This is a genomic window from Amycolatopsis sp. CA-128772 (genome assembly GCF_002904295.1).
Lineage (GTDB): Bacteria > Actinomycetota > Actinomycetes > Mycobacteriales > Pseudonocardiaceae > Amycolatopsis.
In genome coordinates, this window is the sequence record NZ_PPHG01000007.1 from 112,797 (window position 1) to 133,691 (window position 20,895).

Here is a 20,895-nt window from a genome sequence, read left to right on the forward strand (position 1 = left end):
CCGAGAGCACTGCTCTCCCAAAGTTTCGGAGGACACCATGACCGACACCCGCTACGTCAAGCCCGCCAAGTCCACCAACGTCTTCAACGAGGTCGTCGCAAAGCTGACGAACCTGGGCATGAGCGTGTGGGGCAGCCGGGTGCTGACCGTCGTCGGGCGCAAGAGCGGCGAGCCGCGGTCGGTGCCGGTCAACCTGCTGACCGTCGACGGCGTCCGGTACCTGGTCGCCCCGCGCGGCGAGACGCAGTGGGTGCGCAACCTGCGCGCGGCCGGCCAGGGCACGCTGCGCGTCGGGCGCCGCGTCGAGGCGTTCACCTTCCGCGAGCTGGCCCACGACGAGAAGCCGGACATCCTCCGCGCGTACCTCAAGCGCTGGAAGTTCGAGGTGCGCGTGTTCTTCGACGGCGTCGACGCGAAGGCGTCGGACGAGAAGCTGCGCGAAATCGCGCCCGGCTACCCGATCTTCGAAATCTTCACGAAGTAGGTTTGCGCCGGGTCAGGTTCGCGGCCACCAGCACCACGCCGGCCAGGAACGCGACGAGCCCGATGAGGAACCAGAGCTTCTGCCCGGTCATGAAGCTGCCGGTGATGACGCCGATGCCCTGCAGTACCCAGACGGCGCCGACGAGCACGAGCACGACCCCGACCGCGAAGGTGATCCACCGCCTCATCGGTCCAGCTTAGGCGGGCGGCACGAGTTTGTGGCGGTAGGCGTAGACGACGGCGTGCACGCGGTCGGGCAGCCCGAGCTTGCTCAGCACGCGCGACACGTGCGTCTTGACCGTCTCCTCGCCGACGTGCAGCTTCCGCGCGATCTCGGCGTTGCTGCAGGCGCCGGCGAGCAGCAGCAGGACCTCGCGTTCGCGGGAGGTCAGGCGGGCCAGCTCCGGCGGTTCGGCGGCCGCGGGTTCGAGGACCGCCGCGAACTTCGCCACCAGCCGCCGCGTCACCGACGGGTCGATCAGGGCGTCCCCCCGCGCCGCGACGCGCATCGCGGCGACCAGTTCTTCCGGCGCCAGGCTCTTCAGCAGGAACCCGCTCGCCCCGGCCCGCAGCGCGCGGTAGACGTACTCGTCGGCGTCGTAGGTCGTGAGCACGAGGACGCGGGTGTCGTTGCCCGGCGCGGCGAGGATCGCCTCGGTCGCGGCGAGGCCGTCGAGGCGGGGCATCCGGACGTCGAGGACGGCGACGTCCGGGCGCAGGCTCGCGGTTTCGGCGACGGCTTCGCGGCCGTCGGAGGCCTCGCCGACGCAGGTGAAGTCGGGCTGGGTGTCGAGCAGCGCGCGCATCCCGGACCGGAACATCGCGTGGTCGTCGGCCAGCAGGACGCGGATCATGTGCTCTCCACCGGGAAGGTCGTGCGCAGCTGCCACTGCCCGCCGGTCTCGCCGTAGGAGACCTGGCCGCCGAACAGGGTGACGCGCTGGCGGATGCCGGCCAGCCCGCGGTGTGCGTGCTCGCCCTTGGCCGTCCGGTTCGCGCGCAGGCCGTTGGTCACCGTGAGCACCACCTCGGTGCGGCCATGGTTCAGCTCGACCTCGACCGGGCCCTGGCCGTGACGCAGGGCGTTGGTCAGGGCTTCCTGCGCGATCCGGTAGAGGGCGACGTCGAGGGAGCCCGGCAGCTCGCGGGGGTCGCCGAGCAGCGTCAGCCGGGTCGGGAAGCCGGCCGCGCGGACGGTCCCGACCAGCTCGTCGAGGTTGTCGAGCCCGGGCTGTTCGGCGTCGGGCTCGGCGTGCAGCAGGTCGAGCAGCCGGCGCAGGTCGGCCATCGCCGAGCGGCTCGCGGACTCGACCGCGCCGAGCGACTTCCGCACCGGTTCGGCGCCCTCGGGCAGGCCGAGCCGGGCGGCGCCGGCGTGCACGCCGATGGCGCTGACGTGGTGGGAGATGACGTCGTGCAGGTCGCGCGCGATCGTCGTGCGTTCCTCGAGGACGGCCCGTTTGACGGCTTCTTCCTCGTGCTGACGGCGTTCGTCGGCTTCGCGTTCGAGGTCGGCGATGTAGGCGCGCCGGGCCGTGGTGTACCGGCCGACCAGCCACGGCAGGAAGGCGGAGACGCCGACGTTGATGCCGATCAGCCGCCAGTCGTGCGCGACGCGCCCGCCGCCTTCGAGGCAGCCGGCGGTGACCCCGAGCACGAGGGCACCGAGCGCGAGCACGGCGGGCCGCGGCCGCAGCCACGCGCCGGCCCGGTAGCCGGCGATGAGGATCCCGGCGTTGTTGCCGGTGACGTACCCCTGGCAGGTGCACAGGAGCAGCGGCGACCCGGCGAAGAGCAGGGCGTGCGCGAGCGCGACCCACCCGGAGTACCGGGCGGCCCCGGCGAGCGCGGCGTTGACGGCGACACCGCCGAGCAGCACGACCCAGGCCCGCCACCCGGCCTCGGGAAAGGGCCCGCGAAGGCCGAACAGGGCGGCATCGCACACCACGCAGACGAGGGCGACCAGCAGCGACTGCCGCCTCAGCGACCCTCTGATGTCCTGCACACCCGCAACTTTGCCCTAAGGGAGAGGAACGGGGGACGGGAACGCCCCGATGCGGCGGGAGGGGTCACGGCACCGGGGCGCCCCTGGCTTCGGGCGCCCAGCAGGGTTACGACGGTCCAGAACACCCCAATGTGGCGTTCGGTGCGTGGGGCGCACCCAATGTGGCGTTGGGTGCGTGGGGCGCACCCAATGTGGCGTTGGGTGCGTTGGATGCACCCAACGCCACATTGGGGCGCTTGGGGCGCGGGACAGCGGGCGGGCCGGGTCGGGTCTGACGGGCCGGGTCGGGTCGGCCGGGCGGGGCGGGGCGGCCGGGCGGGGCGGGTCGCTCGCGGGTCAGCTGGTCGGGCGGGCCGGGTAGCCGCCGCGGCGCTGGCCCGGCTGGCGCTGGCCCGGCTCGAAGCCCTGGCCGAGCGTGGTCGCCGTGGCGGTCTGGCCGTCGACCTTCGCCACCACCGTCACGTTCGTGTCGCCCTGCTTCACGTCGCCCGTCTTCTGGGTCGACGAATCCAGCGTGTACGTCTGCTTGTAGCCGTCCTTGCTGGTCAGCGTCACCGACGTCGCGCTCAGCTCCGTCACGTCGCCCGTCTGCAGGCGCTCCGTCGTGTAGCCGCCGTTGCCGTTCGACACCACGAAGTCGCCGTGCAGGGCCTCGCGCAACGCTGCCATTCCGCCGCCGAAGCCGCCGCCCGGCAGTCCCTGGCCGCGGAACTGGCCGCCGCCTGGGCCGCCTCCGGGGCCGCCGAAGCCGCCGGGGCCCTGGGCCGTGTTGTCGGCGCTGCTGGTGCCCGCCCAGATCGCCGCTCCGCCGCCCGCCGCGATCACCACGGCGATGCCCGCCGCGATGGCCGTCTTCTTGCCGGACCAGCCCTTCTTCGGCGCCGCCGGGGCGGGGTCGCCCCAGTTGGCGCCCTGCGGCGGGGTGGTCGGCGTCGGCTCGGTCGTCATCGTGTCCTCCGGTGGTCCCCACACTGGTCCCGCCCAGGCTCGCCGCCGTGGCTGTGATTGAGCTGTGCGGGGCGTCAGCGGGCGCTGTGCCTCGATCGCGCGAACCTTCACAGGAAACGCACAGCGGCCGCACAGCGAACACCGACGCGGAGCCGGGAAAGTGGCACCATGACCGCTATGAACGCCACGTCACCCGGCCCCGGCAAGGCCGACCTGCGCCGCGCCGACGGGAGCCCGGTACGGGTCCTCGTCGTCGACGACGAGGCGACGCTGGCCGAGCTCGTCTCGATGGCCCTGCGGATGGAGGGCTGGGAGGTGCGCAGCGCGGGCGACGGCACGGAGGCCGTCCGGATCGCGCGCGACTTCCGCCCCGACGCCGTCGTCCTCGACGTCATGCTCCCCGACTTCAACGGCCTGGAAGTGCTGCGCCGGATGCGGTCCGAGGCGCCGAACCTGCCCGTCCTCTTCCTGACGGCGAAGGACGCGGTCGAGGACCGCATCGCCGGGCTCACCGCGGGCGGCGACGACTACGTCACCAAGCCGTTCAGCCTCGAAGAGGTCGCGCTGCGCCTGCGCGCGCTGCTGCGCCGGGCCGGCGGGGTGACCGGCGCGAGCGGGTCGACGCTCGTCGTAGGCGACCTCACCCTCGACGAGGACAGCCGTGAGGTGCACCGCGGCGGCGACCTCGTGCCGCTGACCGCGACCGAGTTCGAGCTGCTGCGCTACCTCATGCGCAACCCGAAGCGGGTGCTGTCGAAGGCCCAGATCCTGGACCGCGTGTGGAGCTACGACTTCGGCGGCCAGGCCAACATCGTCGAGCTCTACATCTCCTACCTGCGCAAGAAGATCGACGCCGACCGCGAGCCGATGATCCACACCATGCGGGGCGCCGGGTATGTCCTCAAGCCCGCAGGCTGAACCGCGGCGCGTCCGCCGGCCGTGGTCGCTGCGACGACGGCTGATCGTCCAGCTCGCCGCGCTGCTGGCCCTGGTGTGCGTGGTCGTCGGCGTGGTCACGGAGTTCGCGCTGAGCGAGTTCCTCGTCGGTCAGCAGGACAAGCGGCTGGCGGCGGCGAGCGACCGCGCCGCGCACGCGCCCGACCGGTCGGCCTGGCCGTACGGCGAAGCGCCGCCGCCGGACCCGTTGCGCGCGCTGGGGCAGGGTGACGGCACGCTCGCCGTCGTCCAGTCCGGCCCGGTCGCCCAGGCCGGCGTGCTCGACTCGAGCGTCGGCGTGCCGTCGAAGCGCAAGCCGCCGGTACGCGGCATTTCGAAGGAGCAGGTGCTGGCGCTCCTCGCCCTGCCGGCCGACGGGAAACAGCGGAGCATCGACCTCGGCGGCAATCTCCACGAGTACCGCGTCGTCTCGACGACGTCGCGCAGCGGCGAAAAGACGGTCATCGGGCTGCCGCTGAAGGACGTCAACGAGACGCTCTGGCGGCTCGGCTTCATCCTCGGCGGGGTGGCGCTGGCCGGGATCCTGGTGGCGGGCGCGGTCGGCGCGGCGACGATTCGCCGCACGATGCAGCCCCTCGACCGGCTGGCCGCGACCGCGACCCGCGTCTCGGAGCTGCCGCTGGACCGCGGCGAAGTCGCGCTGTCCGAACGCGTCCCGGAGGCGGACACCGACCCGAACACCGAGGTCGGCAAGGTCGGTTCGGCGCTGAACCGGATGCTGCAGCACGTCGCCAACGCGCTGACCGCGCGGCACGCGAGCGAGAACCGCGTCCGCCAGTTCGTCGCAGACGCGAGCCACGAGCTCCGCACCCCGCTGGCGGCGATCCGCGGCTACGCGGAGCTGACCCGCCGCGGCGGCGAGCAGGTGCCTCCGGACGTCGCCTTCGCGATGAGCCGCGTGGAGTCCGAGTCCCGCCGGATGACGGCGCTGGTGGAGGACCTGCTGCTGCTCGCCCGGCTGGACTCCGGGCGCCCGGTGGTGCACGAGTGGGTGGACCTGTGCCGCCTGGTGGCCGACGCGGTCGCGGACGCGCACGTGGCGGGCCCGGACCACAGGTGGCTGATGGAGGTCCCTGGCGAACCGATCGGCGTCCTCGGCGACGCGGGCCAGCTGCACCAGGTCGTGATCAACGTCCTGGCGAACGCGCGGACGCACACCCCACCGGGGACGACGGTGACGACCAAACTGTCCACTTCGGACGGAATTGTCCGGCTCCGCGTGGCGGACGACGGCCCGGGCATCGCCCCGGAGATCCTCCCGGACATCTTCGAGCGCTTCGCCCGCGGCGACAATTCCCGCTCGCGCGCGGCGGGGAGCACGGGACTGGGGCTGGCGATCGTGGCGGCGGTGGTGGCCGCCCACGGCGGCCGGGTCGGCGTGCAGAGCCGGCCGGGACGCACGGAGTTCGAGATCGGCTTCCCGGCGGCGCCCGCGCCGGCCTAGTTGTCGCCGGGGTAGCGGGCCACGATGGTCGCGGCGTCCGGGGCCAGCCGTAGCTCGGTCGCGAGCAGCTGCGGGTGGTGCAGCCAGTGCAGCCGCGGCTCGTCGGGCCGGCCGCGGAAGACCGGTGGCCACGATGACATCGGCGTGAAGTCGTCGATGACGAGGCAGCCGCCCGGGCGCAGCCAGCGGTGCGGTTCCAGCGGCGGCTCGCCGTCCTTGCCCTGGCCGCCGCCGTCCAGCACCAGCAGGTCGAACGGCCCCGCCGCGGCCAGCTCGGTCCAGTCGCCGCGCAGGAGCGTCACGGCCGGCGTGCCGGCGAACACCCCGGCCGCGACCGCGTGCCGGCTCCGGTCCCGCTCGACGCTGACCAGCGTCGTCCCGCGGCCGGCTCCGGCGGTGAGCCAGGCCAGTCCCACCCCACAGCCCGTCCCGGTCTCGCCGATCACCCCACCGGCGACGCCGCCGGCGAGCAACCGCAGCAAGCGGCCCTGGGCGGGACGGCAGGAGCAGCCGAACCCCGCCCGCTCCGCCGCCTGCGCGGCTCGCCGGACCAGCTCGGGCAAGGCAGGTTCGCCCGCGTGCTCCGCCGTCCCGTTCTCCGACACCGCGACCACCCCCTTCGGAGCCGATGCACAGCTGACGCACAGCTTCGGCACAAGTTCACCACATCCGGCCCCGACACGGTGGCCTTCATGACGACCACGCTGTCGGCGCCCGCGCAGGTCCAGCCCCCGCCGTCCGCTGCCGGGCGGGAAGCACGGTGGGTCAAGCCCTCCGTGGCCGCCCTGCTGCTCGGGACCGGGCTGCTCTACCTGTGGGACCTGGCGAAGACCCAGTGGGGCAACGACTTCTACGCGATGGCCGTGCAGGCCGGGACGTGGAGCTGGAAAGCGCTGTTCTTCGGCTCGCTCGATCCGGGCAACGTCGTCACCGTCGACAAACCGCCCTTTTCACTGTGGATCATGGGGTTGTCCGGCCGGCTCTTCGGCTTCTCCAGCTGGAGCCTGCTGGTGCCGGACGCGCTTGCCGGGGTCGCCTCCGTCGGGCTGCTCTACCTCGCCGTGCGGCGACTGTCCGGGCCCGGAGCCGGGCTGCTGGCCGGGGCCGGGCTCGCGCTGACGCCGGTCGCCGCGCTCATGTTCCGGTACGACAACCCCGATGCCTTCCTCGTGCTGCTGCTCGTCGCCGGCGGCTACTGCGTCGTGCGCGCCCTCGAACATGCGAGCACGAAGTGGCTGCTGCTCGCCGGGGTGGCCGTCGGGTTCGGCTTCCTCGACAAGATGCTGCAGGCCTTCGTCGTGCTGCCCGCCTTCGTGCTGGTGTACGCCGTCGCCGCGCCGACGTCGCCCGCCCGGCGGATCGGGCAGCTCTTCGCCGCGGCCGGGGCCGTGGTCGTCTCCGCCGGGTGGTGGATCGCCGCCGTCGCGCTGTGGCCCGTCGGCGACCGGCCCTACATCAGCGGATCGACCGACAACACCGTGCTGGAACTCGCTTTCGGCTACAACGGGCTCGGCCGGATCTTCGGCGAAGGCCGCGGCGGGGGCGGTGGCACGTTCACCCCGCCGTCCGGGGCCCGGGGCGGGTTCGGGGCGGCTTCGGCGGTGAAACCGGCCTGACGCGGCTGTTCTCCGGCGAGTTCGGCGGCGAGGCGTCGTGGCTGCTGCCCGCCGCGGTGCTCGGTCTGGCCGCCGGCCTGTGGTTCACTCGCCGCGCGCCGCGCACCGACCGGACGCGGGCGGCGCTGCTGCTGTGGGGCGGCTGGCTCGTGGTCACCGCGCTGGTGTTCAGCTACATGAGCGGCATCATCCACCCGTACTACACCGTCGCGCTGGCCCCCGGGATCGCCGCCACGCTGGGGATTTCCGCGCGCGAACTCTGGCGCGGCCGGGCGAACTTCGCGGCTCGCGCGGTGCTCGCCGTCATGCTCGCGGTGACCGCGGTCTGGGGGTTCGTGCTGCTCGCCCGGACGCCGGACTGGCAGCCGTGGCTGCGCTACACCCTCCTGGTCGCCGGCGCCGCCGCGGTCGCGGGCCTGCTGTTCGGCGCCGACCGGTTCCGGCGGCTCGGCCCGGTGGTGGCCGTGCTCGGCCTCTGCGGCGCCCTGCTCGGGACGGCGTCCTTCACCTTCGCCACGGCGGCGACCGCGCACGCCGGCGGGACGCCGTCGTCCGGCCCGGCCGTCGCGAGTGGACGCGGGTTCGGCGGCGGCCCGCGCGGCTTCGGGGGCGGGCAGGCCGACACCGCGGTGATCGACCTGCTGAAGAGCACGACGACGAAGTGGGCGGCCGCGCAGAGCGGCGCGATGCAGTCGGCGGGCCTCGCGCTGGCGAGCGGACGGCCGGTGCTCGCGATCGGCGGCTTCAGCGGCAGCGACCCGGCGCCGACGCTGCAGCAGTTCCGGCAGTACGTCGCCGACGGCGACATCCGCTACTACGTCGCCGGCGGCCGCGGCGGCTTCGGGGGCGGCCGCGGGACCGCCGGGGAAATCCAGGCCTGGGTCGAGCAGAACTTCGCGCCGGTGACCGTCGGTGGCACGACGGTTTACGACCTCACCAAATCTGTCGTTTGACAGAAATTCGGTGCGGCGGCCGAGATTGTTTCGGGTGTGTAAACAGTCGGCCAATCATTCGGTGTACCGGCATCCGGTGCGATAACGGCGGATGCGGACAGGTGTTCGAATTGCCCGCGGCGGGCGGCGCATTCCGAACGATCGTTCGGTTCCCCGTTTCCCAGTCGGCGGTGCCGGGCGAGAGGAAATTTTGACCGGGCGGCCGACAGGAAGTCGGCGGGCGGCCGGTGATGTTGCTGCTTAACCTGGTCGGTGGTCACTCGTTTGGCTGCAATGCGCAGCGTTGTGGGGATCTTGTGCCACTCGCTAGGCTCTCCGCCGGGAGAGGGACAGGGGTGGCTGATCCGGTGCGTTGAGCGCCGGTATTTCACTGGGCGTCGAAGCTTCCTGTCCGCGTTCTCCCGCGATGACCCGATCAGGTGCGGCCGGAAGAGAGCAGCGATGACCGTGCGCGGTGGCGCAGCTCGACTCGCTGACCCGTCCCGTCGTCACCGCCCGTGGCCCTGAGCACCGCAATTCCCCCTTTGGTACGGCACCACTCCACTTCCCCCGCCACCTGGAGTTCGTTGTGATTTCCCGTTCCCGCCCCCGTCTGCTGACGATGCTCCTGACCTTGCTGACCCTCGCCGGGGTCACCGCGCTTTCCGGGTGCAGCGACAGCGCCGCCTCGGGCAGCGGCAGCAAGATCACCATCGGGTTCAGCGCCTGGCCGGGCTGGTTCCCGTGGCAGGTGGCGCAGGAACAGGGCCTGTTCGCGAAGAACGGTGTCAACGTCGACCTCAAGTACTTCGACAACTACACCGACAGCATCAACGCCCTTTCCAGCGGCGCCATCGACGCCAACAGCCAGACCCTCAACGACACGCTGTCGTCGGTGTCCGGCGGCGCCAAGCTGTCGATCGTGCTGGTGAACGACAACTCCACCGGCAACGACAAGATCATCGCGCGGGACGGCATCACCAGCATCGCCGACCTCAAGGGCAAGAAGGTCGCCGTCGAACAGGGTGCGGTCGACCACTACCTGCTGCTGCTCGCGCTGCAGTCGGCCAAACTGACCGAAAAGGACATCCAGCTCGTCAACCTCCCGACCGACGCCGCCGCGGCGGCGTTCGCCGGCAGCCAGGTCGACGCGGTCGCCGCGTTCGCGCCGTTCACCTCGAAGGCGCTCGAGCGCCCGGGCAGCCGCGCGATCTCGTCCTCGGCGGAGTTCCCCGGCGCCATCCCCGACCACCTCGTCACTTCGCAGAAGCTGGTCAAGGACCACCCGAAGGACGTGCAGGCGCTCGTCAACACCTGGTTCGAGACGCTCGCCTGGATCAAGGACAACAAGGACGCGGCCGTGAAGATCATGGCCAAGCGTGGTGGCGTCTCCGACGCGGACTACAAGTCCTACGACGCCGGCACCACGATCTTCACCCGCCAGCAGAACCTCGACGCGTTCACCCCGGGCGTCACCCCGCAGCACCTCGACTTCCAGGCGAACAAGATCATCGACTTCATCGTCGGCACCGGGCTCGCCCAGCAGCGGCCGTCGCTCGACGGGCTGTTCGACGACCAGTTCGTGAAGGCCGCGCCCCAGTGACCGGTCCGACCCAGCGCACCACCCCGGCGGTCACGGCCGACGCGCGCGCCGCCGAGGCGATGGAAGCCGAGCAGCGGCTCGCCGAAGAGCACGAGGCCGGCCGGGGCCGCCCGGCCTGGGGACCGCTGCCGCGGCGGTCCGCGCCGAAGCCGGCGTCACCGCTGTTCTCCTTGCGGGCGCCCATTTCCGCCTCGGCCCGCTGGACGCTGGCGGTGCTGTCGTTCGCGATCCCGTTCCTCGCTTGGGTCGTGCTGAGCGTCAGCGGCGCCGTCGACTCGACGTTCCTGCCGTCGCCGGCCGCCGTGCTCAAGGCCGGCGTCGACATGGCCGGCACCGGCGAGCTCTTCGACGACCTCTGGGCGACCACCCAGCGGGTGCTCGAAGGGTTCGGCCTGGCCGTGCTGGTGTCGGTGCCGCTGGGCATCCTGATGGGCACCTTCACCGCCGGGCAGGCGTTCTTCGAGCCGCTGATCGGGCTGCTGCGCTACCTGCCGGCGAGCGCGTTCATCCCGCTGCTGATCATCTGGCTCGGCCTCGGCGAGCCGTCGAAGATCGCCATCCTGTTCATCGGGACGGTGTTCTTCAACACGCTGATGACCGCCGACGTCGTCCGCGGCGTGCCGAACGCGCTCCTAGACGTTTCCTACACCCTCGGCGCGCGCCGCGGCGAGGTGCTGCGCAAGGTCGTCGTGCCGCACTCGCTGCCGGGCATGATCGACGCGATCCGGGTCAACGCGGCGGCGGCGTGGAACTTCGTGGTCGTCGCCGAGCTGATCAACTCCTCGGCCGGCCTCGGCTACCGGATCGTCCGCGCGCAGCGGTTCCTGCAGACGGACAAGATCTTCGCGGTGCTCGTGGTCATCGGGATCGCCGGGCTCCTCATCGACGTCCTGCTGCGCCTGCTGCGCACGCAGGTCGGGAAGTGGGCGGCATGACGCTGGAACTGCGGAACGTCGCGAAGGACTACACCGTCCGCGGCCGGGTCACGCGCGCCCTCGACGGCGTCGACCTGGAGGTGCTGCGCGGCGAATTCGTCTGCGTCGTCGGCGCGAGCGGCTCGGGCAAGTCGACGCTGCTGTCGCTGGTGGCCGGGCTCAGCCGGCCGACCGAGGGCGAGATCGTGCTCGACGGCGCGCCGGTGACCGGGCCCGGCCCGGACCGCGGGCTGGTCTTCCAGGCCGGGGCGCTCTACCCGTGGCGCAGCGTCGAGAAGAACGTCGCGTTCGGACTCGAGCTGCTCTCGATCGATCCGGCCGAGCGCGCCGAGCGGGTGGACTGGTACCTCGCCGAAACCGGGCTCGACGGCGTCCGCAGGTCGCTGCCGAAGCAGCTTTCCGGCGGCCAGAAGCAGCGCGTCGCGATCGCGCGGGCCCTGGCGTGCGAACCGGAAGTTCTGCTGCTGGACGAACCCTTCGGCGCGCTGGACGTCCAGACCAAAGAGGACATGCAGGTGCTGATCCGCCAGGTGTGGACCGACACCGGCACGACGGTGCTGATGGTCACCCACGACGTCGAGGAAGCGGTGTTCCTCGGCGGCCGGGTGGTGGTGCTCGCCTCCGACCCGGGCCGGATCGCCGCCGACGTCGAGGTGGCGCTGCCCGCCGGACGCGACCTGGCGGTGAAGCGCGAACCGCGGTTCCTCGCGCTGCGCGCCCGGATCGAGGACCTGGTCCGGGAGCAGCACCGCGGCCACGTCAGCCGGGTGGCCGCGGTCGAGTGAGAACGCAAGACGGGAAGGTGGCGGGATGAGGCACGGCAGGTCGACCGCGAAACCGGCGGGTGGCGGGGGGTTTCTCGCCCGGCTCGGCATTCGCGGCAAGCTGAACCTGCTGCTGCTGCCCCCGCTGGTCGCGGTGGTGCTGGTGTCGGTGCCGTTCGTGCTGACGCAGGCGAACAGCGCCGGCGCGGCCGCCCAGTCGGCGACGGTGGCGCGGTACACGCAGCAGCTCGGCGGGCTGGTCTGGCAGCTGCAGCGCGAACGGCTGCAGACCGGCGCGTTCGTCGCCACGCCGTCGATGCCGGCCGACCAGATGCTCCAGCAGCGCAAGACGGTCGACACGGCGGTCGAGCAGGTGCGGTCGTCGCTCGGGCCCGGCGCGCCGGACGAGCTGTCCGCGGCGCTGACCCGGATCGGGTCGCTGGCCGAGCTGCGGCAGAACGCCGAACGCCGCGGCGTCGCGCTCGACAGCGTCGCGCGCACCTACCACGCGGTGATCGGGGCGGTGATCGATTCACTGCGGCTGGTTCCGCAGCTCACCGACGACGCCGAGGGCACCCGCGAGCTGTCCGCGCTGGAAGCGCTGCTGCGCGCGAACGAAGAGAACTCGCTGCGGGGCATGGCGTTGATCGTGACCGCGGTGTCGCCCGAGGCCGGCCGGCCGATCCTGGACGACGCGACCCAGCAGGCGCCGATCTTCACCGACCGGTTCGTCCAGCAGGCCGACGACGAGACCGACAGCGAGCAGGCCGCCCTGGTCGTCAACGTCGAGGCGAGCGACGCCGGCCGCCGGATCGAGGAGCTCGCCGGCCAGGTCGGAAACCCGCGCAACGCGGCGGGCACCACGCAGTACGTCGCCGACGTGCTCGCGGCGTCGGAAAGCCAGGCGGGCCAGCGCAAACTGGTGCAGGAACGGGTCATCGGCGAGATCGCCGACTCGGCGACCGGCCGCGCCGACGCCGCGTCCCGGCTGGCCTGGACCGTCGGCCTCGGCGCCGGCGGGCTGTTCCTGCTGGTCGCCTTCCTCGCCGTCGCGGTGTCCCGCTCGATCGCCGGGCCGCTGCGGCAGCTGACCACCGCGGCGACGTCGGTCGCCGACCTGGCCGGTACCGAGCTCGTCCGCGTGACCGACACCGAGGAAGCCGAGGAGCAGATCCCGCGGCTGGCCACCATCGACGTCGTCTCCGGCGACGAGCTGGGCAAGCTGGCCGCCGCGTTCAACCGCGTCCAGACCACCGCGGCCGAGCTGGTCGAACGCCAGGCGCTCACCCGGCGCAACACCAGCCTGATGTTCGCGAACGTCGCCAAGCGCACGCAGAACCTCGTCGGCCGCCAGCTGGCCCTGATCGACGAGGTCGAGCGCAACGAGCAGGACACCCGGCTGCTGGCCAGCCTCTACCGGCTCGACCACCTCTCCACCCGCCTGCGCCGGAACGCGGACAACCTGCTGGTCGTGTCCGGCACCCGCGACGAAACCCGGATCGCCGGCCCGATCGAGCTGTCCACGGCGCTGCGGTCCGCGCTCGCCGAGATCGAGGACTACCAGCGCGTCAAGCTCGGCGTCGTCGCGGACATCCTGCTGTCGTCGGCCCTCGGTGCCGACCTGGTGCTCGTGTTCGCCGAGCTGCTGGAGAACGCGACGTCGTTCTCGCCGCCGGGCTCGATGGTCGAGGTCGACACGATGCAGCTGGCCGACGGCGCCCTGCTGGTGAGCATCGTCGACCACGGCATCGGGATGACCGCGGAGAAGCTGGCCGAAGAGAACCAGCGGCTCGTCGAACGCGAACGGCTGGAGCTCGCGCCGACCAGTGTGCTCGGCCTGTTCGTGGTCGGCCGCCTGGCGCGGCGCCACGAGCTGGGCGTCGAACTGCTCGCGACGCCGACCACCGGCGGGGTGACCGCGCGGCTGACCATCCCGCCCGCGTTGTTCAGCCACCGCACCGGGCTGCGCCCGAAGGCCGAGCCGGCGCCGGTGATCCCGGCGCAGGCCGCGCCGGTCGTGACGTCGGCCCCGCGGCACGCCGCGGCCGCCGCTCCGGCCGCTCCGGCCGCTTCGGACAGCTTCCGGCCGCCCCGGCCCGAACCGGTCCGGCCGGCCGAGCTGCCGGCGCCGGCCATCCCGGCGCTGCTCGGCCTCGGCAACGGGTTCCGCTGGTTCCGCGAGCTGGAACCGGTGTGGCCGGACGCCGAACCCGACGTCAAGCCGGCCGAAGAGCCGGCGCCGGAGCCGGCCGCCGAGGTCCGCGGCGGCCTGCGCCGCCGGGTCCGCGGCGCCCAGCTGCCCAGCCCGGGCACGTCGGCGCCGGTGGCCGAGGACAAGCCGCGGCACGACCCGGAAGCCACCAAGGCCGCGATGGACGGCTTCGAGAGCGCGTTCGCGAAGGCCGCCGAGGTCAGCGCGATGGCGGCCGAACCGCCGTTGGCGCCGCCGACCGTCGTGACCGCACCGGTGGCCGCGCCGCCGGCCGTGGTGACGGCGCCGGTGACCGCGCCGGTGCCTTCGCCGGGCGACGGCGCGTCGCTGCCGGTGCGCGTCCCCGGGGACTCGGCCATGCCGTCCGGGCAGACCCGCGCCGCGGCCCCCGCCGCGGCCACCCCACCGTCGCGGGACGGCCTGATCCGCCGCGTCCCCGGCGCCCAGCTCGCTCCCGGCCTGCGTCAGCAGCCCGCGGGGCGGCCGATCGCCCGAGCCGTCGCGAACCGCACCCGGCGGGACCCGGCGGCCGAGCGGGCGGCATTCGACAGTTTCGCCGCCGGCCTGGCCAAGGCGGACGTCGTGACGGCAGACAGCCCGCCCCGAGGCGTGGTCGCCGGTCGTGTGATGGAACGAGGAGAAGAGAGCAGGAAATGAGCATCCCCGCACCTGGTGTCAGTGTCGAAGCCCAGAACTTCAACTGGCTGGTGAGCCGCTTCGCGCAGCACACCGCGGGCGCGATAGCCGCCATCGCGGTCTCGGCCGACGGCCTGCTGATCGCGATGTCGACGGAGCTCGAGCGCTCCAACGCCGACCGTCTCGCCGCGATCTCCTCCGCCATGCTCGGCCTGGCCCACGGCGTCTCCGAAAGCCACCCGCTCGGCTCGCCGGACAAGGTGATCATCGAGCTCGAACACGGCTACCTGCTCGTGTGCACGATCAGCATCGGCTGTTCGCTCGGTGTGCTGGCCAACAAGCAGGCCAGCCTGGGCACGATCGCCTACGAAATGGCGATGTTCGCCAACCGCGCCACCGAGGTCCTGACGCCCGGCCTGATCGAGGAGCTCAAGAACACCGTGGGGTCGTGATGACCGACGAGCCTTCGCTGCTGCGGCCGTACCTGATGACCTCGGGACGGGCGCAGCCGGTCGACCAGAGCCTGGAGATCGAGGCGCAGGTCATGACGTCCCGCCTCGGCGCGGCGTCGCACCCGAAGCTCACGTTCGAACGCCAGGAAATCGTTTCCCTCTGCCGGAACACGATGTCCGTCGCCGAGGTGGCCGCGATGCTCGGGCTGCACATCGGCGTCGCCCGGGTGCTGGTGGCCGACCTCGCCGAACTGGGCTACGTCGTCGTCCGCCGCCCGGGCAACCACAACTCGCACGACCTCGGCATGATCGAAAGGGTCATTCGTGGACTCGAAGCCATTCACTGAACCGGGAGCCCGCCCGCCGGCCCCGGTCAAGATCGTCATCGCGGGCGGCTTCGGCGTCGGCAAGACGACGGCGGTGTCGTCGATCTCGGAGATCAAGCCCCTGACGACCGAGGCGGCGATCACCTCGATGTCCGCGGACAACACCGGCCACGTCCCGGCCAAGACCACCACGACGGTCGCCCTCGACTTCGGCTGCATCACGATCGACGAAGAGGTCAAGCTGTACCTTTTCGGCACGCCCGGCCAGGACCGCTTCGGCTTCATGTGGCAGGACCTGGTCCACGGCGCCCTGGGCGCACTGGTGATCGTGGACACCCGCCGCATGGACGACTGCTACCCGGCGGTCGACTACTTCGAGAACGCGGGCCTCCCGTTCGTGGTGGCGGTGAACATGTTCGACGGCTCACTGGGCCACAACCTGGAGGACGTCCGCTGGGCCCTGGCGGTGAGCGACGACGTCCCCCTGATCACGTTCGACGCGCGGAAGAAGCTTTCGGTGCGGGACGCGCTGCTGGCGGTGCTGCACAACACGTTCAAGCGGGCTCGAGCCCAGGCTGGTGCGGGGGCCTGATCGGGGCCCGCTACACTTGACGACGGACCCCGCGCGGCGTCCACCCTGTGAACCTCCCCAGGGCCGGAAGGCAGCAAGGATAAGCAGGCTCTGACGGGTGCGCGGGGTCCCCTTCTTTTCGGCTCCGGCTTCGGGGCTTCGCCCCTTCGCCGGGCCTTCTCTTCGTCGTCTCACCCGGGGGCCGAGCCCCCGGACCCCCACGGTGCCTTTCCTGCGGCCTGGGTGCTCTGCCGCGGCTGGTGAGGTTGGTGCCCGGCTGGTGCTCCGGGTGCGGCCTGGGTGGCCTCCCGAACGCCCCCAATGTGGCGTTGGGTGCGTTGGGTGCCGCCAATGTGGCGTTGGGTGCGTTGGGTGCCGCCAATGTGGCGTTGGGTGCGTTGGGTGCCGCCAATGTGGCGTTGGGTGCGTTGGGTGCCGCCAATGTGGCGTGGGGTGCTTGCCGAGCGGTTGGGGGCTGCGGGTGGGGGCTAGAACAGGCCCAGCACGTCTTCCGGGGGCTTCGGCGGTGGTGGTGTGTCCCCGTCCGTGAGCGGGGCCGCCTTGCCCGCCAGTTTTCGCAGCTCCGCGCCGTACACGCAGCGGGCCGGGAAGGCCGCCGAGGCTGTTCGCCGGGCTATCTCCGCCGTGGGGAGGTCGGCCGCCGAGGCGGCCAGGACCAGGTTGCCGAAGCGGCGGCCGCGCAGGACGCCCGGGTCCGCCAGGAGCATTACCTCGGGGAACACCGCCAGCAGCGTCGCCAGGAAGCGGCGGGCGAACGGGAGGCCCGAGCCGTCCGTGATGTTCGCCAGGTACAGGCCCGGGGCGCGGAGGATCGCCGCGATCGCGCGCGTTGCCTCCAGCGTGGCCAGGCCGCCGGCCAGCGTCGCCCGCTCGAACGCGTCGACCACCACCAGGTCCGCCGACTCCTCGCGGCGGGTCGCCAGGCCCTCGCGGCCGTCCGTCACCCGGACGCGCAGGCCCGGGACGCGCAGGCCCAGCTGCTCGCGGACCAGCTCCACCAGCTCGCCGTCGGCGTCGAACACCAGCTGGCGCGAGCCCGGGCGCGACGCCGCGACGTACCGCGGCAACGTGCACGCCGCGCCGCCGATGTGGAGCGCGTCCAGCGGGCCCGGCCGCAGCCGGTCCACCACGTCGCCGAAGCGGCGGACGTAGTCGAACTCCAGGTGCGCCGGGTTGTCGAGGTCGACGTACGACTGCGCGACGCCGTCCACCGACAGCAGCCACGCGTTGCCGCGGCCGGCGTCGCGGACCAGCTCCGCCGTGCCGAACCGCACCGGGTACCGGCCGGGCTGCGGATCGGGCTTCCGCGTACGACTCACGAAATCCGAGGTTAACGGAAACATTCCGACCGCCGTGGCGATAAGGGGACGGAACGATCATCGATCGAGGGGGTTTCACCTTGCGTGCAAACGCAGTAATCCTGGCCGCGGCGCTCGCGGCCGGCGTCTTCGCGACGCCGGCGGCGGCCGACGTGCTGCCCGACCGGGCGCAGGCCGTTTCGCTGCTGGAGACCGGCGGTCCCGGCGTCGCGCGGGCCGCCGAAGCGGCGTTGCTCGGCTCGCCCGCCGACCTCGCGGCCTTCCTGGCCACCGGCCGGCAGCAGGCGCAGAACGACGACGAGCGGGTCCTCGTCACCCAGGCCCTGTCCACCGGCGGCCCGGTCACCAAGCGCTCCGCGCAGGAAGCGCTCAGCGGCACCCAGGACGACGTCCGCGAGTACCTGGCCCGCGGCCTGCCGCTGGCCCGGATCGCCGACGACCGGATCGCCGTCGGCCAGGCCATGAGCGCCGGCGGCCCGACCGTCAACGCCCGGGCCCAGAAGGCGCTCGACGGCACTCCCGCCGACGTGCGCGCCTTCCTGGAAACCGGGCTGCAGCAGGCGAAGGACGTTGACGACCGCCTCACCGTCAACCAGGTCATGGCCGCCGGCGGTCCGGAGGTCAAGGCCGCCGCGCAGGTGGCGCTCGACGGCACGCCGGACGACGTCCGGTACTTCCTGTCCCTGTGGCGGCAGGTCGCCGCGAACTACGACACCGAGGTCACCGCGGTCCAGGGGCAGGTCGACGGCGCGAAGGCGGCCGCGGCCGGCCACCGTCCGCTGGTCGTGAAGCTCGCCGCGGAGAAGGCCGCGAAGATCGCCGCCGACGCGCGGCAGGCGAACACCGACCGGCTCGCCGCCCAGCGGGCCAAGAACCAGCAGGACGGCCAGGCGGCCGCGGGCGCCGAGGCGGCCGCGCAGCAGCAGGCCCGTGAGGCCGCGACGCGCGCCGCGCAGGCCAAGGCGGACAACGACAAGCTGCTCACTGACGCGGCCGACCCGGCGCTGACCGTGCCGAACGGCCGCAAGGCGTCCGTCTACCTGCTGCGCAACGGCGGTGCCGCCGTCAAGACCGCCGCTCGCGCCGCGCTGAGCGGTTCGGACGACGACGTCATCACGTTCGTGCGCAGCGGTCTCGCCGTCGCGCAGGAGTCCGACGACCGCGCCGCCGTCTCGGCGATCGCGGCGGACCCGAACGCCCGCCCCGGCCTGCGCCAGGCGGCTCGTGACGCGCTCGCCGGCCCGTACGCCGGGGTCGCCGCGCTGCTGCGCACCGGCGACTACCCGGGCCGCGACACCGACGACCGCGTCGAGGTCAACCGGATCATGGCGGCCGGTGGCCCGTCGACGAAGCCGGCGGCGCAGAAGGCGCTGGACGGCACCGTCGCGGACATCCGCGAGTTCCTGGCCCACGGTCAGTACGTCGCGCACCTGATCGACCTGCGGGTGTACGCCACCCGGACCCTGGGTGAGGGACCCGAGGTCGTCGCGGTCGCGCAGGGCGTCCTCGACGGGCCGGACTCGGGCCTGCAGCGGTACCTGGACGTCGAGCTGCCGAAGGCGCGGGCGCGTGACGCGTTCACGGCGGAGCACGTCACCAAGGTGAACGCTCTGGTCGCCGAAGCGGCGGCGCTGGTCTCCTGACCGCACGGCGAAGGTTGTCGGTGGTGCCCGGTACTCCATCCATGCCCCACCACCGCCCTCAACGGAGACGCTTCGCGTCACGGTAGATTCACGGTGTGGCTCTCGCGCTGTACCGCAAGTACCGTCCGGCGACCTTCGCCGAGGTCGTCGGTCAGGAGCATGTGACCGATCCTCTACGCACGGCGTTGTCCGCCGGGCGGATCAACCACGCCTACCTCTTTTCCGGCCCGCGCGGCTGCGGAAAGACGTCCAGCGCGCGCATCATGGCGCGCTCGCTGAACTGCGCCAAGGGCCCGACGCCGGACCCGTGCGGCGAGTGCAACTCGTGCCGCGCGCTGGCGCCCGAGGGCCCGGGCAGCGTCGACGTCACGGAGCTCGACGCGGCGAGCCACGGTGGGGTCGACGACGCCCGCGAGCTGCGCGACAAGGCGTTCTACGCGCCGGCCGAGTCGCGCTACCGCGTGTTCATCATCGACGAGGCGCACATGGTCACCACGCAGGGCTTCAACGCCCTGCTCAAGATCGTGGAAGAGCCGCCGGAGCACGTCATCTTCATCTTCGCGACGACCGAGCCGGACAAGGTGCTCACCACCATCCGCTCGCGCACGCACCACTACCCGTTCCGCCTGATCCCGCCGGGCTCGATGCGCAACCTGCTGGAGCGCAACATCGCGGCGGAGGGGGTCGAGGTCGAGCCGGCGGTGTACCCGCTGGTCATCCGCGCGGGCGGCGGCTCGGCGCGTGACACGCAGTCGGTGCTCGACCAGCTGCTCGCCGGCGCCGGCCCGGAGGGCGTTTCGTACTCGCGGGCGGTCTCGCTGCTGGGCGTCACGGACGTGGCGCTGATCGACGACATGGTGGACGCGCTGTCGACCGAGGACGCGGCCACGGTGTTCGGCACGGTGGAGAAGCTGACGGAGGCGGGCCACGACCCCCGCCGGTTCGCGACCGACCTGCTCGACCGGCTGCGCGACCTGGTGCTGCTGCGCGCGGTGCCGGAGTCCGCGGGCGGGCTGGTGTCCGCGCCGGAGGAGGAGCTGTCGCGGATGGTCGCGCAGGCCGAGCGGATCGGCCTGGCCACCCTCTCGCGCTACGCGGACATTGTCCACAGTGGACTTTTGGAGATGCGCGGCGCGACGTCACCCCGGCTCGTGCTCGAGCTGTTGTGCGCGCGGATGCTGCTGCCTTCGGTGACGGACGCGGAAAAGGCGTTGCTGGCCCGGATCGAGCGGTTGGAGCGCCGCGCAACGTTGGCGGGTGGCGGCGGCGCGCCGGCGGAGGGTGGCGTGGAGCCCCCGGTGCGCGCGGAGCCGGAGCAGAAGTTTTCGAGGCCGTCCTTGCGGGCGGCGCCGCCGGGTCCGGCACCGGTGCCGGAGCCGGTCCGGCCGCCGGGCCGGGTGGCCGCCGAGCCGCCACCGGCGCCTGAGCCGCCCGTCCGGGAGCCGGCGGTGGCGAGCCCGGTGCCGACGCCCCAACCGGTCGAGCCGCCCGCCCGGCCGGCCGCCCAAGAGCCGGCGCCGGTGGCGAAGGCCGAGGTCGCGGCACCGGCTCAGGCCGATGGCTGGGACGCTGCGAGCACGCCCGGTGGCGGCACACCCGCGCCGGAAGCCCCGGCCGGGGCGGCGTCGGGCGGGATGGATGCCGCCGCGATCCGGACCGTGTGGCCGCAGCTGATGACCGCGCTGCGCAAGTTCACCGGCGGCCGGAGCCTCGAGGCGATGCTGACCCAGGCGACCGTCGCGAGCGTCGAGGGCAACGCGCTGACGCTGACCCACAAGTCCGAGCCACTGGCCCGCCGCCTGTCCGACCAGGACAACGCCCGCAAGATCGCGGGCGCCCTGACGGACGTCCTGGGCGGTGACTGGCAGGTCCGCTGCGTCCACGGCAACGCCCCGGCCGGCCCGGCCGTCCGCCCGCAGCAGACGGCCCCGGCCCCGGAGCGCTCGTTCACCCGCCAGTCGGCAGCCGCGGCGCCCGCCGCCCCCGCCGCACCGGCGGCGGCCCGCCCGGCAACCCCGCCGCCCCCGG

Annotated in this window: 18 protein-coding genes, 1 other RNA gene and 1 pseudogene; 14 read left to right on the forward strand and 6 right to left on the reverse strand. The window is 72.8% G+C overall.

Going from position 1 to position 20,895, the window contains the following annotated elements; genetic code table 11:
• Nucleotides 1-37 precede the first annotated feature (37 nt).
• Nucleotides 38-484 (forward strand): nitroreductase family deazaflavin-dependent oxidoreductase, encoded by a 447-nt coding sequence (locus C2L59_RS03245; RefSeq protein WP_103348003.1) that lies wholly within the window; start codon nt 38-40, stop codon nt 482-484.
• Here the strand turns inward: C2L59_RS03245 and C2L59_RS03250 are convergent.
• The 4 genes from C2L59_RS03250 to C2L59_RS03265 all read right to left on the reverse strand — a co-directional run bounded on the left by C2L59_RS03250 (nt 474) and on the right by C2L59_RS03265 (nt 3,436).
• On the reverse strand, nt 474-671 hold the full coding sequence (locus tag C2L59_RS03250; protein WP_103348004.1) for a hypothetical protein: 198 nt from the start codon (nt 669-671) through the stop codon (nt 474-476). The two genes, C2L59_RS03245 and C2L59_RS03250, sit on opposite strands and share 11 nt — an antisense overlap.
• A gap of 9 nt (nt 672-680) precedes the next feature.
• Nucleotides 681-1,337 (reverse strand): response regulator transcription factor, encoded by a 657-nt coding sequence (locus C2L59_RS03255; protein ID WP_103348005.1) that lies wholly within the window; start codon nt 1,335-1,337, stop codon nt 681-683.
• Nucleotides 1,334-2,488: a sensor histidine kinase gene (locus C2L59_RS03260; protein ID WP_103348006.1), complete on the reverse strand. Its 1,155-nt coding sequence runs from the start codon at nt 2,486-2,488 to the stop codon at nt 1,334-1,336. The genes C2L59_RS03255 and C2L59_RS03260 overlap by 4 nt, the downstream gene beginning before the upstream one ends.
• 336 nt (nt 2,489-2,824) lie before the next feature.
• Nucleotides 2,825-3,436, reverse strand: coding sequence for a hypothetical protein (locus C2L59_RS03265; protein WP_103348007.1), 612 nt, complete (start codon nt 3,434-3,436; stop codon nt 2,825-2,827).
• Nucleotides 3,437-3,604: 168 nt separating this feature from the next.
• On the opposite strand from C2L59_RS03265, the gene C2L59_RS03270 reads away from it, so the two are divergent.
• Both C2L59_RS03270 and C2L59_RS03275 read left to right on the forward strand, forming a co-directional pair.
• The gene (locus C2L59_RS03270) at nt 3,605-4,354 is read left to right on the forward strand and encodes a response regulator transcription factor (RefSeq protein WP_103348008.1); all 750 of its coding nucleotides are present in this window, start codon (nt 3,605-3,607) and stop codon (nt 4,352-4,354) included.
• Nucleotides 4,332-5,837, forward strand: a complete 1,506-nt coding sequence (locus C2L59_RS03275) for a cell wall metabolism sensor histidine kinase WalK (RefSeq protein WP_103348009.1) — start codon at nt 4,332-4,334, stop codon at nt 5,835-5,837. Before C2L59_RS03270 ends, C2L59_RS03275 begins: the two co-directional genes overlap by 23 nt.
• On the opposite strand, the gene C2L59_RS03280 is transcribed toward C2L59_RS03275, so the two are convergent.
• On the reverse strand, nt 5,834-6,442 hold the full coding sequence (locus C2L59_RS03280; protein WP_199198888.1) for an O-methyltransferase: 609 nt from the start codon (nt 6,440-6,442) through the stop codon (nt 5,834-5,836). The two genes, C2L59_RS03275 and C2L59_RS03280, sit on opposite strands and share 4 nt — an antisense overlap.
• A gap of 87 nt (nt 6,443-6,529) precedes the next feature.
• On the opposite strand from C2L59_RS03280, the pseudogene C2L59_RS03285 reads away from it, so the two are divergent.
• From C2L59_RS03285 to ffs, 9 genes and pseudogenes are all read left to right on the forward strand, one after another.
• Nucleotides 6,530-8,406, forward strand: a pseudogene (locus C2L59_RS03285) (glycosyltransferase family 39 protein).
• 601 nt (nt 8,407-9,007) lie between these two features.
• Entirely contained in the window at nt 9,008-9,988 is a 981-nt protein-coding gene (locus C2L59_RS03290; RefSeq protein ID WP_199198889.1) for an ABC transporter substrate-binding protein, read from the forward strand.
• Nucleotides 9,985-10,923: an ABC transporter permease gene (locus tag C2L59_RS03295; RefSeq protein WP_103348010.1), complete on the forward strand. Its 939-nt coding sequence runs from the start codon at nt 9,985-9,987 to the stop codon at nt 10,921-10,923. The genes C2L59_RS03290 and C2L59_RS03295 overlap by 4 nt, the downstream gene beginning before the upstream one ends.
• Nucleotides 10,920-11,708 (forward strand): ABC transporter ATP-binding protein, encoded by a 789-nt coding sequence (locus C2L59_RS03300; RefSeq protein WP_103348032.1) that lies wholly within the window; start codon nt 10,920-10,922, stop codon nt 11,706-11,708. Before C2L59_RS03295 ends, C2L59_RS03300 begins: the two co-directional genes overlap by 4 nt.
• Nucleotides 11,709-11,733: 25 nt before the next feature.
• Nucleotides 11,734-14,556, forward strand: a complete 2,823-nt coding sequence (locus C2L59_RS03305; RefSeq protein WP_103348011.1) for a nitrate- and nitrite sensing domain-containing protein — start codon at nt 11,734-11,736, stop codon at nt 14,554-14,556.
• Nucleotides 14,553-14,987 (forward strand): roadblock/LC7 domain-containing protein, encoded by a 435-nt coding sequence (locus C2L59_RS03310; protein WP_003061341.1) that lies wholly within the window; start codon nt 14,553-14,555, stop codon nt 14,985-14,987. The genes C2L59_RS03305 and C2L59_RS03310 overlap by 4 nt, the downstream gene beginning before the upstream one ends.
• Nucleotides 14,987-15,334 (forward strand): DUF742 domain-containing protein, encoded by a 348-nt coding sequence (locus tag C2L59_RS03315; RefSeq protein WP_103348012.1) that lies wholly within the window; start codon nt 14,987-14,989, stop codon nt 15,332-15,334. Before C2L59_RS03310 ends, C2L59_RS03315 begins: the two co-directional genes overlap by 1 nt.
• A complete protein-coding gene (locus tag C2L59_RS03320) occupies nt 15,312-15,905 on the forward strand; it encodes an ATP/GTP-binding protein (protein WP_103348013.1) in 594 nt (197 codons plus the stop codon). The genes C2L59_RS03315 and C2L59_RS03320 overlap by 23 nt, the downstream gene beginning before the upstream one ends.
• 21 nt (nt 15,906-15,926) lie before the next feature.
• An RNA gene (gene ffs, locus C2L59_RS03325) (signal recognition particle sRNA small type) lies at nt 15,927-16,021 on the forward strand.
• A 351-nt stretch (nt 16,022-16,372) separates the two neighbouring features.
• On the opposite strand, the gene C2L59_RS03335 is transcribed toward ffs, so the two are convergent.
• On the reverse strand, nt 16,373-17,248 hold the full coding sequence (locus C2L59_RS03335; protein WP_103348015.1) for a spermidine synthase: 876 nt from the start codon (nt 17,246-17,248) through the stop codon (nt 16,373-16,375).
• Nucleotides 17,249-17,304: 56 nt separating this feature from the next.
• Here C2L59_RS03335 and C2L59_RS03340 point away from each other — a divergent pair, with 56 nt between their 5' ends.
• Together C2L59_RS03340 and C2L59_RS03345 are read left to right on the forward strand one after the other, a co-directional pair.
• Nucleotides 17,305-18,867 carry an ALF repeat-containing protein gene (locus tag C2L59_RS03340; protein WP_103348016.1) on the forward strand — a complete coding sequence of 521 codons (1,563 nt, stop codon included), beginning with the start codon at nt 17,305-17,307 and terminating at the stop codon, nt 18,865-18,867.
• A gap of 95 nt (nt 18,868-18,962) precedes the next feature.
• Nucleotides 18,963-20,895, forward strand: a 1,933-nt coding sequence (locus C2L59_RS03345) for a DNA polymerase III subunit gamma and tau (RefSeq protein WP_103348017.1), incomplete at its 3' end; no start/stop codon positions are given.